Annotated in this window: 13 protein-coding genes and 1 riboswitch; of the genes, 7 read left to right on the top strand and 6 right to left on the bottom strand. The window is 63.3% G+C overall.

Annotated elements, in window-relative coordinates:
* Window positions 1-52 precede the first annotated feature (52 nt).
* Window positions 53-877 (bottom strand): GAP family protein, encoded by an 825-nt coding sequence (locus tag ACX5K5_RS03280; RefSeq protein ID WP_442346414.1) that lies wholly within the window; start codon window positions 875-877, stop codon window positions 53-55.
* 108 nt (window positions 878-985) lie between these two features.
* Here ACX5K5_RS03280 and ACX5K5_RS03275 point away from each other — a divergent pair, with 108 nt between their 5' ends.
* Window positions 986-2,239 carry a sensor histidine kinase gene (locus ACX5K5_RS03275; RefSeq protein ID WP_459175026.1) on the top strand — a complete coding sequence of 418 codons (1,254 nt, stop codon included), beginning with the start codon at window positions 986-988 and terminating at the stop codon, window positions 2,237-2,239.
* Entirely contained in the window at window positions 2,236-2,880 is a 645-nt protein-coding gene (locus ACX5K5_RS03270; RefSeq protein WP_346059879.1) for a response regulator, read from the top strand. The genes ACX5K5_RS03275 and ACX5K5_RS03270 overlap by 4 nt, the downstream gene beginning before the upstream one ends.
* 21 nt (window positions 2,881-2,901) lie before the next feature.
* On the opposite strand, the gene ACX5K5_RS03265 is transcribed toward ACX5K5_RS03270, so the two are convergent.
* Window positions 2,902-3,258 (bottom strand): VOC family protein, encoded by a 357-nt coding sequence (locus ACX5K5_RS03265; protein WP_096256542.1) that lies wholly within the window; start codon window positions 3,256-3,258, stop codon window positions 2,902-2,904.
* A gap of 146 nt (window positions 3,259-3,404) precedes the next feature.
* Complete coding sequence (locus ACX5K5_RS03260; protein WP_096256541.1) at window positions 3,405-4,337, bottom strand: LysR family transcriptional regulator; 933 nt, start codon at window positions 4,335-4,337, stop codon at window positions 3,405-3,407.
* 135 nt (window positions 4,338-4,472) lie between these two features.
* Between ACX5K5_RS03260 and ACX5K5_RS03255 the strand changes: the two genes are divergently transcribed.
* Window positions 4,473-5,873, top strand: a complete 1,401-nt coding sequence (locus tag ACX5K5_RS03255; protein ID WP_459175025.1) for an MFS transporter — start codon at window positions 4,473-4,475, stop codon at window positions 5,871-5,873.
* A 206-nt stretch (window positions 5,874-6,079) separates the two neighbouring features.
* On the opposite strand, the gene ACX5K5_RS03250 is transcribed toward ACX5K5_RS03255, so the two are convergent.
* The gene (locus ACX5K5_RS03250; protein ID WP_188684329.1) at window positions 6,080-6,964 is read right to left on the bottom strand and encodes a bifunctional methylenetetrahydrofolate dehydrogenase/methenyltetrahydrofolate cyclohydrolase; all 885 of its coding nucleotides are present in this window, start codon (window positions 6,962-6,964) and stop codon (window positions 6,080-6,082) included.
* Window positions 6,965-7,018: 54 nt separating this feature from the next.
* A riboswitch (ZMP/ZTP riboswitch) is annotated at window positions 7,019-7,105 on the bottom strand.
* A 186-nt stretch (window positions 7,106-7,291) separates the two neighbouring features.
* Between ACX5K5_RS03250 and ACX5K5_RS03245 the strand changes: the two genes are divergently transcribed.
* From ACX5K5_RS03245 to ACX5K5_RS03230, 4 genes are all read left to right on the top strand, one after another.
* Window positions 7,292-8,410 (top strand): flavin-containing monooxygenase, encoded by a 1,119-nt coding sequence (locus tag ACX5K5_RS03245; RefSeq protein ID WP_308422399.1) that lies wholly within the window; start codon window positions 7,292-7,294, stop codon window positions 8,408-8,410.
* 50 nt (window positions 8,411-8,460) lie between these two features.
* Complete coding sequence (purU, locus tag ACX5K5_RS03240; RefSeq protein WP_096256538.1) at window positions 8,461-9,306, top strand: formyltetrahydrofolate deformylase; 846 nt, start codon at window positions 8,461-8,463, stop codon at window positions 9,304-9,306.
* Between the two features lie 78 nt (window positions 9,307-9,384).
* Complete coding sequence (locus tag ACX5K5_RS03235) at window positions 9,385-9,906, top strand: gamma carbonic anhydrase family protein (RefSeq protein WP_096256537.1); 522 nt, start codon at window positions 9,385-9,387, stop codon at window positions 9,904-9,906.
* 45 nt (window positions 9,907-9,951) lie between these two features.
* Window positions 9,952-11,010, top strand: a complete 1,059-nt coding sequence (locus ACX5K5_RS03230) for a Gfo/Idh/MocA family protein (protein WP_443438633.1) — start codon at window positions 9,952-9,954, stop codon at window positions 11,008-11,010.
* Between the two features lie 80 nt (window positions 11,011-11,090).
* On the opposite strand, the gene ACX5K5_RS03225 is transcribed toward ACX5K5_RS03230, so the two are convergent.
* Complete coding sequence (locus ACX5K5_RS03225; RefSeq protein ID WP_096256535.1) at window positions 11,091-12,095, bottom strand: bile acid:sodium symporter family protein; 1,005 nt, start codon at window positions 12,093-12,095, stop codon at window positions 11,091-11,093.
* A 183-nt stretch (window positions 12,096-12,278) separates the two neighbouring features.
* On the bottom strand, window positions 12,279-14,012 hold the full coding sequence (locus ACX5K5_RS03220; protein ID WP_459175024.1) for an HNH endonuclease signature motif containing protein: 1,734 nt from the start codon (window positions 14,010-14,012) through the stop codon (window positions 12,279-12,281).
* Window positions 14,013-14,022: the final 10 nt, after the last annotated feature.

Here is a 14,022-nt window from a genome sequence, read left to right as displayed (position 1 = left end):
CACCGGTGACCAATTAGATGAGCCCGGTTCGCCCACAGCGTGCCCCCGCTCGCTAAGAGTTAAACGCCCGTTCAAACAAGGACTGCAGATCCGTCCCGCTCAGCGCGCTGCGGATCAGCAGATAACCGGCGATCCCCACCACCCAACCCAGCGTTTCCTGCGCATAACGACCAAGCTTGACCCCGACCCGTTGCAGCCAGCCATCAAGCCGTTCCCCGGCCAGCGCACGAACCCCCACCAACAGCAGCGCCGGCAGGATCATCACCAGGCAGTACAGTCCCAGCGCGATGAGCTGCGTCGGCTCCGCCCAGCCGGAGTTTTTCAGCACCGTCATTGCCCCAAGGTAGGGAAGCATCGTGGGAAGTTCAAGCAACCCCGCCACCAACGCCAACACCAGCACCCCGAATTTAGTGTCCAACGCACCGGCCAACAGCCCGCGAAGGTTCTTCGGCACATCGGGTTGAACCGTTGTTGTGGGGTCGGCCTGGGTTCGCGGCACCCCGGTATCTGCGGCGGCACCAGTTTTTGCACCGGTTTTTGCTAGGGCCGCTTCCTTCTGCGCATCGGTTTTGTAGGTCAGCGCCCAAATAATCATGCCAGCCCCGAGCACCAAGCCCAGCAGCCTCAGCGCCGGTTGCTGGAAGAACCCTTCGGGAATCAGGGCCGCACCAAGATCCCAGCCGGAGCGAAGCAACAATCCAACGACCGCATAGAAAAACGCCAAAATCGCCAAATAGGCGATCACTCGGGGGATCGCGCGCCGATACTCGCTGCGTAGCAGCAACCAGATCGGGATGATCAGCGTACCGATGGAGGTCGCATCGATCAGCGCCAGAATGAAAAGTGTCAGGCCCGGAGCCTGTGTCATGAGGTCCATAGTTCCAGTGTGATGCCCGCTGACGTGAGGGAACATCGGGCAACGGGCCACCGGTTCTCCTACTAAAGGAGGACGCGCCGGGACTAAGTTTCTGCGCATAATTAATTGGTGAGAAAAAATCTAGCCACGTTGCTTCGGCGTTTGAGCCGCGGTGATCAGGAACCCGAAACTGCCGGTATGTACGTGGTGCTCACGCTCGTGCTTCATCTTTCCCAACTGGTCAACCCACCCTGGCCGATGTTCCAGCCGCTGGCCGGCTGGTGGTTCCCGGTGCTGCTGCTTGGTGTCGCGGCGATGTTCACCCGGCGCAGGGCACCGACGCTCAGCGCACTGTGGATGACGGCGTTCGCCCTACTGCTGTTGGGGCAGGGCAGCATCGGCGGCTACTTTTTGCTCTTCGAAGCGGTGTTCACCATCTACCTGCTTGCCGCAGAGCCGGTGCGGCGTTGGACGCTGATCATCCTATGCCTGCTCACCCTGCTTGCCGCCGGATATGTGTGGTCGCGTACCGGTTCGTCCAGCGAGGCGGTACTGGTGGTGTTTGTTGCCGGTTTCATCCTCTTTACCCCGATGTTGTGGGCGCAGAATGTGCGCACCGCCAAGGAGCTGGCCAGCAGCGAATCGGCGCGCGCCACCGCGGTCAGTGCCGCCGCCGCGAACCGCGAAGAGCTGCTGGTCGCCGAACATCGTGCGCAGAGCATCGAGGAACGCACGGCCCTCGCCCGGGAGATGCATGATGTGCTCTCCGCCCGGTTATCCTCGATCGCACTGCTCAGCGGGGCGTTGCTGGAACGTGAACCGGTGATCGCGCAGGGAGCCTTGCGGGCCCCGCTGGAAAGTATTCGCAGCGAATCGGTGGCCGGATTGGAAGAAATGACCGCGATGGTGCGCATGCTGCATGCCGGCCAAAGCTCCATGCTGCGCGCCGATCTGAGTGGACTACCCGAACTGGTCCAATCTTTCCAAGCGGCCGGCCAACATATTAACTTCACCATCACGCCGGGTTTTGGTCTGTCGCAGGTGCCCGAGCAAACCCAGACGGCGATCTACCGTACGGTGCGTGAGCTGCTGGTTAACCACGCAAAACATGCGCCGGGCACGCCGCTGACGCTCGAACTTTTCCGCCAGGCAGAGGTCCTGGTGGTCCGCGCGCACAATCCGCTGCCCACAAGGCCGCAACACACAACGTCGGTGACCGGGGCCGGTAGCGGGCTGAAGAACATTCGGGCGCGCGCCGAGATGCTCGACGGGCACTTCGATTGTGACGGCGACACCGACTTTTGGGTGCGTTGCGAATTCCCGCTCACGGCCACCACGGCACCGACCACAGCCACTTTGCAGGAAGACGACGGACAACCATGAGTTTGAAGGTTTTGATAGTGGATGACCACTCGACGGTGCGCATGGGGATCCGCATGATTCTCGAGGCGGACCCGGAATTAGAGGTGGTCGGCGAGGCCGCCGATGGGCGCCAGGCGGTGAGCATGACCCGCGCGCTGCGACCGGATGTGGTGCTGATGGATCTGCGCATGCCGGTTCTCGACGGGGTGGCTGCCACCGGGCAAATCACCGACGCGCAGCTGTCTCGCGTGCTGGTATTGACCACCTTCGACGATGACGACTACCTCTTCGGTGCGCTGCAGGCCGGGGCGCACGGTTTCCTGCTCAAAAGCTCCACGCCGACGCAGATTCTCGCCGGCGTCAAAACCGCTGCCAGTGGGAATTCGGTACTCGATCCGGCGGTGACGGCCCGGGTTGTCGCGCAGGCGATGAGCGCGCTGAGCGAAGCGACACCGCCGGCCAGCGCACTACCTGAGACGCTCACCGGTCGCGAAATTCAGGTGCTTCAAGGTCTGGGCCAGGGGCTGAGCAATCCGCAGATCGCCCAAGATTTAGGTATTGGGGAGACCACCGTCAAAACGCATGTGTCCCGGGTGATGGCCAAATTAGGTGTCGTCTCACGGTTGCAGGCGGCGAAGATCGCCTTCACGCACTGGGGTTAGGCGCATACCTCTGGCAGTTGGCTACCAACTGACCAGGCAGAAGGGATGCTGCTGCGGGTCATGGTACACACGAAAGGTTTCCGAGCCCTCCCCCGTCACCGTCGCCCCGAGTGCGAGCACCTGCTCCTCGGCCAGATCCAGGTCTTTAACCTTCACGTCCACGTGGGCTTGCGCCGGGGAAATATGCCCCGGCCATGCTGGGGCGACATACGGAGTGACGGCCGCAAACGCGAGCCCCGGACGATCTGGCGCATCGCCAATACTCACCCAATCGGGCTGATCGTCCAGTCGAATCATGCCGAGCAGTTGCTCGTAAAATGTTGCCAACGCGCTGGGATCTTCACAGTCGATGACCATCGCCTGCCATGTGCCAATCATGTCCTTAGCCCCTTCGGTATGTAGCTCCTACGGCGTGCTTCGGTTCACCTCCCATTATGCCCAGCACGGTGTCTGGGCGATAGCCCCGAAATCTCATCGTGCTGCGCCCGACGAGGTGAGCCGGGGTATCGGCTGGCCAGCTAGGTCTAATTACCCGGTGAGCTCTCACGCCACGAATCGTTCATCGCGATGATGGCGTAGTCGATCAGCGCCAGCACGCGGGCCGGAAGCTGCGCCGTGCCCGGCCAGATGGCCACCACGGCGCTGGGGTAATTGGGCGCACGCAGCGGGCGGAAGGCGAGTTTGCGTCCTTCCAGGGAAAGTTCGGCATTGTTCGGACGCGACATCAGCAGGCCGTAGCCCAGCCCCCGGCCGACCATCGCGTTGACCAGGATCATCTGCGGCACCGAGGCGGTGATCTTCGGGACCAGCCCCTGCGCGGCAAAAAGCTGCATCACATAACCGGTGCTGGGCGTGGAGTCATACATGATCAGCGGTTCGTCCACCAGGTCGCTCAGCTCCAAGGGCCGCTGCAGCTGCGCCAGCCGATGGCCGGGGTGCAGCACTACCTGCATTTCGGTTTCGTAGATCACCTGCTTGCCCAGCTGCGCGGGCAGCAGCAGGTCGTAAACGAAGGCCACGTCCAGCTCCCCGGAGTTCAGCGCCGGAATCAGCTCGTCGTGGGTGCCTACGCGGACGCTGACATCCAGATCCGGGTGCAGTGGCGGGAAGCCCTCAAGCAGTGCGGGAATCACATGCGGGGACAGCGAGGCAAAGCAGCCAAAGCGGACCGGGCCGCGCAGCTGGCCATCCTGGTGCGGGAAGGTGGCCTGCAGTTCGTCGACCTGGGCAATAATTTTGCGTGCCATCAACGCGAAGTACTCCCCCGAGGCGGTCATTGTGATGCCATGGGCCTTGCGGCGCAGGCACAGCGGTTCCCGAGCGATTTTTTCGATTGCGGTAATGGACTGAGACAGGGCCGATTCCGAAATTCTCAGTTCGCTGGCCGCCGAGCCCAGGGTCGTGTGCTCGGGCAGCTCGGCCATGATTTCCAGATGCCGTAGGGAGAACTTCGACATACTCTTAAGCTCACCTTCACTTGTTCTGCAGATCTTTGAAGTTTACCTTAGGTTTGTGCGGTGCAACACTTGGTAGTGACTTACAACTCACGCAGTAACGGCCATGGGGTCCGCTACGGCTCAGCGAGGAGCATCATGGGTACCACCGCAGCATCAGCAGGACGGAGCGCCAAGTCCAATCAACGGCGCGTCGCCTTCGCCACCATCATCGGCACCACCGTTGAATGGTACGACTTCTTCATCTACGCGACCGCCGCCGGCCTGGTCTTCAGCCACCTGTTCTTTGAACCGGCAGGCAAGGACATCGCGCTACTGATCTCCTTCGCTTCGGTGGGCTTGTCCTTCCTCTTCCGCCCGCTGGGCGCGTTCCTCGCCGGGCACTATGGCGACAAGATCGGCCGCCGCGCCATGCTGGTCCTGACACTGAGCCTGATGGGAGCGGCCACGATGCTCATCGGCGTGCTGCCAACCTATGAGACCGCCGGCATCTGGGCGCCAATCCTGTTGTTGCTGCTGCGCATCGTGCAGGGCATCTCCGCGGGCGGCGAATGGGGCGGCGCGGTACTGATGGCCGTGGAACACGCGCCGGATACGCATCGCGGACGTGCCGGCTCCTACCCGCAGATCGGTGTGCCGCTGGGCATGCTGCTCGCCTCGGGCACCATGGCGCTGATGACCGGCGTCATCTCCCCGGGCGAAGAATTTGTGCAGTGGGGCTGGCGCGTACCGTTCCTGGCCTCGATCGTACTGATCGCTATTGGCTACTTTGTGCGCCGTGCCGTTGATGAGTCCCCGGTCTTTGAGGAAATCGCCGAGCAGAAGGCACAGACCAAGGTCCCGGTCGTGGAACTGTTCCGCAAGCACTGGCGTCTGGTTCTGGTGGCCGCGCTGGTCTTCGCTGGCAACAACGCTGCCGGCTACATGACTACCGGTGGGTTCTTCCAGTCCTACACCACCGACCCCGACGGCCCGATCGGGCTGGAGCGTACCGACGTGCTGCTCGCGGTGGTCTTCGGCGCAACGATCTGGTTAATCTTCACGATGGTCGCCGGCGTGCTGGCGGACCTACTGGGCCGCGTGCGTACCTACCAGTTAGGGTTCGTGATCCTCGGGCTCTCGCTCTTCCCAGTCTTTGCGCTGGTCAACTCCGGTTCACTGGGTCTGCTCTATCTGGCCTTCGGAATCTTCGGCATCGGATTAGGCCTGACCTACGGCGCACAGTCCGCGCTCTACTCCGAGATGTTCCCCGCCTCGGTGCGCTTCTCCGGGGTGTCGATCTCCTACGCGATCGGCGCAATCGTCGGCGGTGCCTTCGCCCCAACCATCGCTCAGGCGCTGGTGCAGGCCACCGGCGGCACCAATGCGGTGGCCGTGTACCTGCTGATCGTCGTGGTCATCTCGCTGACCGCGGTCAGCCTGATCCGCGATCGCCAGGGCATCGATCTGTCCTTCCGCAACCAGGCAGAGCAGGAAGTTGGTGCGCTGATCTTTGACAAGCGCACCGCGGAACCAGCGAAGAAGCGGGCCAATCACTAGGCAGCACCGCTAACAACGCCCCGGCAAGAACTTTCGGTTCTTGCCGGGGCTTCGCTGTGCCCGGAGCACGAATAGGGATCTGCGCATTCCTCTTGGATCCGCGTCAGCTAGCCGGTGCACTTGAGGTTAAGCGAGCGGCCCGTGGGGCCATCTTCGCCGCGGCGCAGATGGCCCCACGGGCCGCTTGGTTGTGCTGTGCGTTGAACCTAGTTGGAGGTTTTGACGGCGTTGGCGGCGTTGCGTTCGGCGGCTTCAACCACGTTGTTCAGCAGCATCGCGCGGGTCATCGGACCCACGCCGCCCGGGTTCGGCGAAATCCAGCTGGCGACCTCGGCAACCGCCGGATCCACGTCGCCGGTGACCTTGCCATCCACGCGGGAGACTCCCACGTCGAGCACGATCGCCCCGGCCTTGACGTCCTGCGGCTTGATGATGTGCGGCACCCCGGCGGCGGCGATGATCACGTCGGCCCGGGCCAGCAGCTCGGGCAGGTTGGTGGTTCCGGTGTGCGCCAAGGTGACCGTCGCGTTGATCTCGCGGCGGGTGAGCAACAACCCGACCGGACGGCCGATGGTCACGCCGCGGCCGACCACCAAAACGTGCTTGCCGGCCAGTTCGATGCCGTGGCGTTCGAGCAGCTCCACGCAGCCCAGCGGGGTGCAGGGAAGCGGTGAGGTCATCGGGCGGTTCACGTTCGCGACCAGGCGGCCCAGGTTCATCGGGTGCAGCCCGTCCGCGTCCTTGGCCGGGTCCATCGCCTCCAGGATGACGTCCTGGTCGATGTGCTTGGGCAGCGGCAGCTGCACGATGTAGCCGGTGCAGTCAGGGTTTTCGTTGAGCTGGCGCACCTGGGCGAGCAGCTCATCCTGGGTGGTATCTTCGGGCAGATCCACGCGGATCGACTCGATGCCGACCTGCGCGCAGTCCTTGTGCTTGCCGCCGACGTACCACTTCGATCCCGGGTCCTCGCCCACCAGAATGGTGCCCAATCCGGTGGTGTGGCCCTGCTCCTTGAGCTTGGCCACGCGCTGGGTCAACTCGGCCTTGATGGTTGCCGCGGTGGCCTTGCCATCGAGAATACGTGCGCTCATGCTGTTCCTTCCGGTGGCGTCCCGCGGTGACTGCGGGACTCACGATGCTGATCGGTACAAGACCCAGGCGCGCGGTCCGTATTCACAATGGTTGATCGCTCCCCGGTGGTATTCCACCCAACGCCAGTCACGATACTTACGCGCTTAAGTCTAACGAACTTCACCGGCCGCGCGCAGGTGGATGACGGAGGAAAAATGTGATCTGCCCGGTGCCGCGCGGGTGAGCCAAACCCGTGGTGTTTCCGCTCACCCGCGGAATGCCCGGCGCGCTGAGCGTGTTGCACCAGATAACAGGACAGCGAGTACCCCGCGAAGAGAGAAGACCGCGTGATCTACCAGAGCATCGTGATCGGCGCAGGTCAAGCAGGTCTTTCAGCCGCCTACCAGTTGCAACGGCGCGATCTGGTGTCCGGAAAAGATTTTTTGGTGCTCGACGCGAACGCGCACCCCGGCGGCGCCTGGCAGCACCGTTGGGACAGCCTCACGCTCGGCGCGGCACACCATATCCACCCGCTGCCAGATTTCCCCTTCGAGCATCAAGACCCCACTCGTCCTGCCTCCGAAGTGGTGTCCGCCTACTATGCGGACTTTGAAAAGCAGATGGGTCTGGCCGTACGGCACGGCGCGGCGGTGCGATCGCTGAGCCACGACGGTTCGGTCTTCACCGTGGAGCTCACCACCGGGGAAACCCTTGACGCGCTCACCATCATCAATGCGACCGGCACCTGGACCAACCCGTTCTGGCCCGTCTACCCCGGGATACAAAATTTCGCCGGCCCCCAGGTACACACCGCAACCTATGCCGCGCCGGAACAATTTGCCGGCCAACGTGTGCTGGTGGTCGGCGGCGGCGCGAGCGCCACCCAGTTCATCGTGCAACTTCGAGCCGCCGGAATCGACACGCTGTGGTCCACCCGGCGCGCCCCAGATTGGCGTGAGGTGGGCAATGACCCCGAATGGGGTGTGGCGGTGGAACGCGAAGTTAACGAACGCACCCGCGCCGGGCTGCCACCCAAATCGGTGGTCGGCACCACCGGGCTGATCCTGTCCGATTCGATGAAGACCGGCATCAACTCCGGAGCGTTGGTTTCGCGCGGGCAAATCAGCTGCCTCGGTGCCCAGTCGGTGCGTTTTGCCGACGGCACGCAGGAAAAAATCGACGCGATCCTCTGGGCCACCGGCTTCCGGCACGCCCACCGGCACCTGCGCGGGCTGAAACTACACACCAAAGACGGCGGAATCCGGGTGCTGGAAGACTCGGTCAGCGCCGCCGACGTGCCGGGATTGTATTTTGTCGGCTACGGGGCCTCGGCCTCCACCATTGGCGCCACCCGCGCGGGGCGCAAGGCAGCCCTCGCGGCGGTGCGCCGGTTACGCACCGTAGCCGCCACCGCGCACTCATCGGGCCCGGAATCCACGGACCGGCGCGAGACGGCGAGCGCGTAAGGAAAGTTAAGGATTCGGTGCTGGGGCCTTGCGGAGGTTAACCTCGAACCATGAGCAACCAGTACATCGTGACCCTATCCTGCCTCGACCAACCGGGCATCGTGCATGCAATTTCCGGCGGATTGCTGGGCGCTGGTTGCAATATCACCGAATCCCAGCAGTATGAATCCCCCGATTCGCGCACCTTTTTCATGCGCATCGAGGTGGCCACCGAACAGTCACTCATGCAGGTGCGTGCCGCGCTAGCGCCCATCCGTGAACAATTTGTGATGTCGCTGCGGGTGGACGACGCCGCCAAACGCACCCGCACCATGATCATGTGCTCCAAGGCCGGGCATGCGCTCAACGATCTGCTCTTCGCCCAGCGTGCCGGGAATCTGGCCATCGAGGTGCCGGTGATCGTCTCCAACCACCTGGATCTGAAGCCGATGGCCGACTTCTACGGGGTGGACTTTGTGCACCTGCCGGTGACCGCGGCGAATAAGTCGCAGGCCGAGGCGGAGCTGCTGGCCCTGGCCGATGAGTACAACATCGAACTGGTGGTGCTCGCACGCTACATGCAGATCCTCTCCGACGCGTTGTGCGAGCGGATGAGTGGGCGAGTGATCAACATCCACCACTCCTTCCTGCCCTCCTTCAAAGGGGCGAAGCCGTACCACCAGGCTCATGCCCGCGGGGTGAAGCTGATCGGCGCGACCGCGCACTATGTGACCGCGGATCTCGACGAGGGCCCGATCATCGATCAGGAGGTCACCTCCGTCACCCACGCACGCACACCGGCGCAGCTGGTGAACTTGGGGCGCAGCGTCGAGGGGCGCACGCTGACCCGAGCGGTGCAGTGGCATGCCGAGCACCGGGTGATGCTTGACGGGCAGCGCACCATCGTCTTTTCCTAGGCTTTACGGTGGCACGCGGTATTGCACACCGGGCCGGATCAATTCGCTGCAGTGCACACTGGCGATAGGATGGGTGCCATGGCTCACATAATTACCATTGACGGCGCCACCCCTACCGTGGGCGCCGAAGTTTTCCTTGCCCCTACCGCGACGCTCAGCGCCGACGTAACATTTGGCGACCGCGCCAGCGCCTTCTACGGCGTCTCGGTGCGCGGTGATTCGGCGCCGATCCGGGTGGGCTCGGGCACAAACCTTCAAGACAACGTGGTGCTGCACGCGGACAAGGGATTTCCCTGCACCATCGGCACCGGGGTCTCCGTCGGGCACAGCGCGGTGGTTCACGGGGCTACCGTGGGCGATGGCTGCCTGGTCGGAATGAGCGCCACCATCATGAACGGTGCGGTCATCGGCGAAAAGTCGCTGGTAGCGGCCGGGGCGCTGGTGCTCGAAGGCACCCAGGTGCCGCCACGCTCGCTGGTGGCCGGTGTGCCGGCGAAGGTCCGCCGCGAACTGAGCGATGAGGAAGTTCGCAGCCTCAACGTCAACGCCGAGCACTACCTGGTGCTCGCCGCCAAGCATTTGGCCGCGAACGCCTCCTAGCCCATCCCGGCCTCTTCCCCGCTAGCCAAAGGATCGTATCCTCCCGTGAAGTCCCATATCCTTACCCCGCCCGTCGCCCAGCCGGGCGCAGCACCATCGCAGGCCGCGACCGGACGAACGCTGAATTGGGGCGTGGTGGCCACCGGGCGGATCGTCGCCAAGGTCCTGGGCGACCTGCAAGCCCTGGAGGATGCAAACGTGTGCGCGGTATCCTCCCGCGACGTGGTTAAGGCACGCGCCTTCGCCGACGAGCACGGCATCGAACGCGCCTACGGTTCCTACCAGGAGCTTTTGGCCGATGCCCAGCTGGACGCCGTTTACATTGCGACCCCGCATGGGCAGCACTTCGAGATCGCGATGGCCGCGTTGGCCGCCGGCAAGCATGTGATCTGCGAGAAGTCACTGACCATCAACGCCGCCGAGGCGCGCACCCTTGTTAACTTCGCCGGCGAACGCTCGCTGTTCCTCATGGAGGCACTCTGGGCGCGGTTCACCCCCGCTTTCGCCCGGGCACTGGCGATTATCGAATCCGGGGAACTGGGCGAGATCAGCTGGGTACAAGCGGACCTCGGATTCCTTGCTCAATACGATCCGGCCTGGCGTCTCTTTGACCCGAAGGCCGGCGGAGGGGCGCTATTGGATTTAGCGGTGTACCCGTTGACTTGGGCCGTCGGTGCGCTAGGATTCCCGGATTCGGTGCAGGCGGTAGCGCAGCTCAACGCAGACGGGGTGGATACTCAAACCGCGATCAACCTGGGGTACGCAGCCGGTGGGCACGCGCAACTCATGGTGACGCTGACCGGCAATGCACCCCAGCAGGCGCGGGTGGTCGGTTCGGCCGGATGGCTGGCGACCAACACGCCGCTGCATAACGCCAGTCAACTGATCGTTCACCCCACCGACGGGCCGGCACGCGTGGAAGAGTTCGAGGCGGTAGGCGAGAACTACGGGTACGAGTTCCGTGAGGCGACCCGCTGCATTCAGCAGGGACTCACCGCGTCCCCCACCATGCCGTGGGAGCACTCGGTGAAAACCATGGAACTCTTCGATACGATCCGCGCATCGGTGGGGGTCCGCTACCCGAACGATCTGCTCACCCACTAAACCACCACGTTTTAAACCGCGCAGCGCCGGCCCCAGAATTTCTGGGGCCGGCGCTGCGTGCATGGTGCGCAGGGGCTTGGTTACTTCACCGTTTGCGCCTCCGCGGCCGCACGTTGAGCATTCTTTGCGCTGCTGCGACGCCAGTACGCTGCGATCAGCGCGCCGGACAGGTTGTGCCAGACGGAGAACACGGCGCCGGGAAGGGCAGCCTCGGGGGTGAAGAACTGCTTGGCCAGACCGGAGGCCAGACCAGAATTCTGCATCCCCACCTCGACGGCCATGGTGCGGCGGCTGGCGATCGGCTGCTTGAAGAGTTTTGCGGTGCCGTAGCCCAGCGCGATGCCGCCGGCGTTGTGCAGGATGACCGCCAGCAGGATCAGCAGGCCGGCACTGAAAATCGCCGCCGAGCTGCCGGCGACCACGATGACCACCACAAACGTGATCGCGATGACCGAAACCCATGGAAGGGCCGGCAGCACCGCGTTGACCAGACGCGGAATGATCGCACGCAGCACCAGTCCGAGCACTACCGGGATCAGGACGATCTGCACGATGGACAGTGCCATGGTGCCGGCGTCCACCGGCAGGTACTGTCCGGCCAGCCACAAGGTGAGCAGCGGGGTGAAGATCGGGGCGAGCAGGGTGGAGATCGAGGTCATCGTTACCGACAGTGCGACGTCGCCCTTGGCGAGGTAGGTGACGACGTTTGATGCCGTGCCGCCCGGGGCGCAGCCGACCAGGATCACGCCGGCGGCCAGTGCTGGTGGCAATTGCAGCAACATCGCGATGCCCAGGCCCAGCAGCGGCATGATGACGTACTGGGCGATGACGCCCAGGACCACCGGCAGCGGCTTGCGCACTACCAGGGCGAAGTCCGGCCAGGTCAGCGTGAGTCCCATGCCGAACATGATGACCATCAGCAACGGATTGATCAGCTTGGAGAAGCCGGTGAAGGTTTCGGGGGTGAGTAGTGCGATGGCTCCGCCGGCGAGAACCAGCAGCGGGAAGAGGGTGACGGCAACCTTGGCGTTGCGTTCCTCGCCGGCCGACTCGGGTGCGGAGTGAACAGGAAGATCAGAAGACATGAACTCATCTTGGCAAAACGATCACCCTCGCGCCAATTATGACGACAAAACGATCAAGATTCGCACGCTCAACATGATTACGCCGCATGATTTTCCGGACGCGGCCACCGGGCATTGTCTGGAGGCCGGGAGCGCCGGGTGGCAAGGGCCGCGCAGCTTTGGCGGTTCGAGGCGATTCGTTGCTTAGGGGTCGACTATTTCTACATCGAGCTTCCCTGCACGCCACAACCTGGTCATGGAATCGGCCAATGCATTTGCCTCCAAGGCTTCATCGGGTGTCAGGAAAAACGTGTTCACCCGCAAACGCTGCTCCGGATCCAGCTCCTGAGACAGCAACACCATCGGACGGCATCCTGGAATTTTTACCGCGTGGAAGAAGCCGCAGTGCCGTTCAATATGGTGCACAGGACAGCCCAGGTCCGAGGAGCAGAGATCGGTATTTCCGCCCTTCTCCCATGCATCTAAATGATCCAGCTCGCACCGTTCGGCAGGCATACTGCACCCCGGATATGAACAACCCCGGTAGGCGGCACGGATCGCACGACCCTGCGCCTTGGAATATAACCGTTGAGTCCGCCCCAAATCCAACGGAAGGCTCTTGCCATTGAGCACCAACGGATACACTCCCGCATTGCACAACGCCGCGCGCGTCTCGCCCACCGATAAGGCCAGGCCAGAGGAAGTCACCGCGAAGTCCTTGCCGCGTTCGACCATCTTCTCGTAGTCAATGATGATGCTCACCTGCGGGGTGGCCAACCCGGGTTGTTTACCTGGCGAACCCCCTGAACCTGTGCGATCGATCATCAGCAGCGCCATGAACCCGATCAGATGTCTCCGCTCGGGGCTCAGATTTTCCCATGGTGCGTCCATTTGCTCAGGGCGCGGTGTGCGGGCCGCCGGTTCTGCGGTCGGTTCATTGTTGACCTGCCCTGCGGGCTGCTCGTCAGGTTCCTCGGCGGTGGATGAAAGAAGTTCCCCGTCGCCGGCTTCCTCCGACTGTGTGGCGTCGGCTCGCGCCCAGTCGGGCATGGAACTGACATCGTCCCATTGACTGGCTGGTTCTCCGGTTAGCTCAGAATCCAGCTCCCGGAGCGCGTCGCGATTCCCCGCGATCGTCTTCGGGTTGTTTAGCTGCTGCCGGAACGCCTCGATGACCGCGGCCTGCGCGGGCAGTACGCGAAGTAGATATTCCACTAGTCCGTTGCGGGTGCCGACTTTGAAAAAACCGATTTCCGCAAGCAGCGCCTCCATTTCACGGGTTCCAGACTTGACCTCCGCCACCAGATCCGACAGATGCTTCCGCGCGGTCTCCGGCTCGTTTTTGATGAAGTGAACCGCGTCGGCCTGTAATTTTGTCTTCGCCGCTTCGCGCACGTGGTCCTGGCCTAAGTCATTACGCACGGCATGGATCTTCTTTGAGGCGGCCACGACCAGCCGCGGGTCCGTGTTCGCGTCGGTAAACTGCTTGGCGAGTTCAGGCAGCCATGGTGCGGTGAGTTGGCCGGCATCGTTGACCCCGGCGATCAGGCAATCGGCCTGCACCAAGCGATCCCGTGCGGTAGACAACGGGATACCCAACCAGCCATGCAAGAGGTCCGCGGTGTGCCTAAAGTGTGTGCGTCCGCTGGTGGTGCGCCCCACGGTGGCGTCCACATCCTGCGCGGTGGGTTTCGGGCCCGCGTCGCTGATCGCTTGGAGAGACTCTTGGTCGAGTTTGTGTGCACCGGTGCGGCGTGCCGCTTCGGCGGCGTGAATCTGTGCGCGGGTGAGCTGTTGCCCGAGGTGTTCGGTGAGCATCGCAAAGTAGGCGGCGTGCCCAGCGGGAAGATCTGGCTGGGCGAGCGCTGCCGTGGCGGAGGCGACCAAGCTGGCTGCCTCCGCCAGCTGCCTCAAGGCTGCGTTCATGGATGCTGTCATGAACACAGCA

This window comes from Glutamicibacter bergerei, assembly GCF_054495185.1.
This window is presented reverse-complemented; position numbering and strand designations above follow the sequence as displayed.

Coding starts and splice junctions, on each gene's coding strand:
- ACX5K5_RS03280 (WP_442346414.1), bottom strand. CDS start 877: ATGGACCTCATGACACAGGCTCCGGGCCTGACACTTTTCATTCTGGCG.
- ACX5K5_RS03270 (WP_346059879.1), top strand. CDS start 2,236: ATGAGTTTGAAGGTTTTGATAGTGGATGACCACTCGACGGTGCGCATG.
- ACX5K5_RS03265 (WP_096256542.1), bottom strand. CDS start 3,258: ATGATTGGCACATGGCAGGCGATGGTCATCGACTGTGAAGATCCCAGC.
- ACX5K5_RS03260 (WP_096256541.1), bottom strand. CDS start 4,337: ATGTCGAAGTTCTCCCTACGGCATCTGGAAATCATGGCCGAGCTGCCC.
- ACX5K5_RS03255 (WP_459175025.1), top strand. CDS start 4,473: ATGGGTACCACCGCAGCATCAGCAGGACGGAGCGCCAAGTCCAATCAA.
- ACX5K5_RS03250 (WP_188684329.1), bottom strand. CDS start 6,964: ATGAGCGCACGTATTCTCGATGGCAAGGCCACCGCGGCAACCATCAAG.
- purU (WP_096256538.1), top strand. CDS start 8,461: ATGAGCAACCAGTACATCGTGACCCTATCCTGCCTCGACCAACCGGGC.
- ACX5K5_RS03235 (WP_096256537.1), top strand. CDS start 9,385: ATGGCTCACATAATTACCATTGACGGCGCCACCCCTACCGTGGGCGCC.
- ACX5K5_RS03225 (WP_096256535.1), bottom strand. CDS start 12,095: ATGTCTTCTGATCTTCCTGTTCACTCCGCACCCGAGTCGGCCGGCGAG.
- ACX5K5_RS03220 (WP_459175024.1), bottom strand. CDS start 14,012: ATGACAGCATCCATGAACGCAGCCTTGAGGCAGCTGGCGGAGGCAGCC.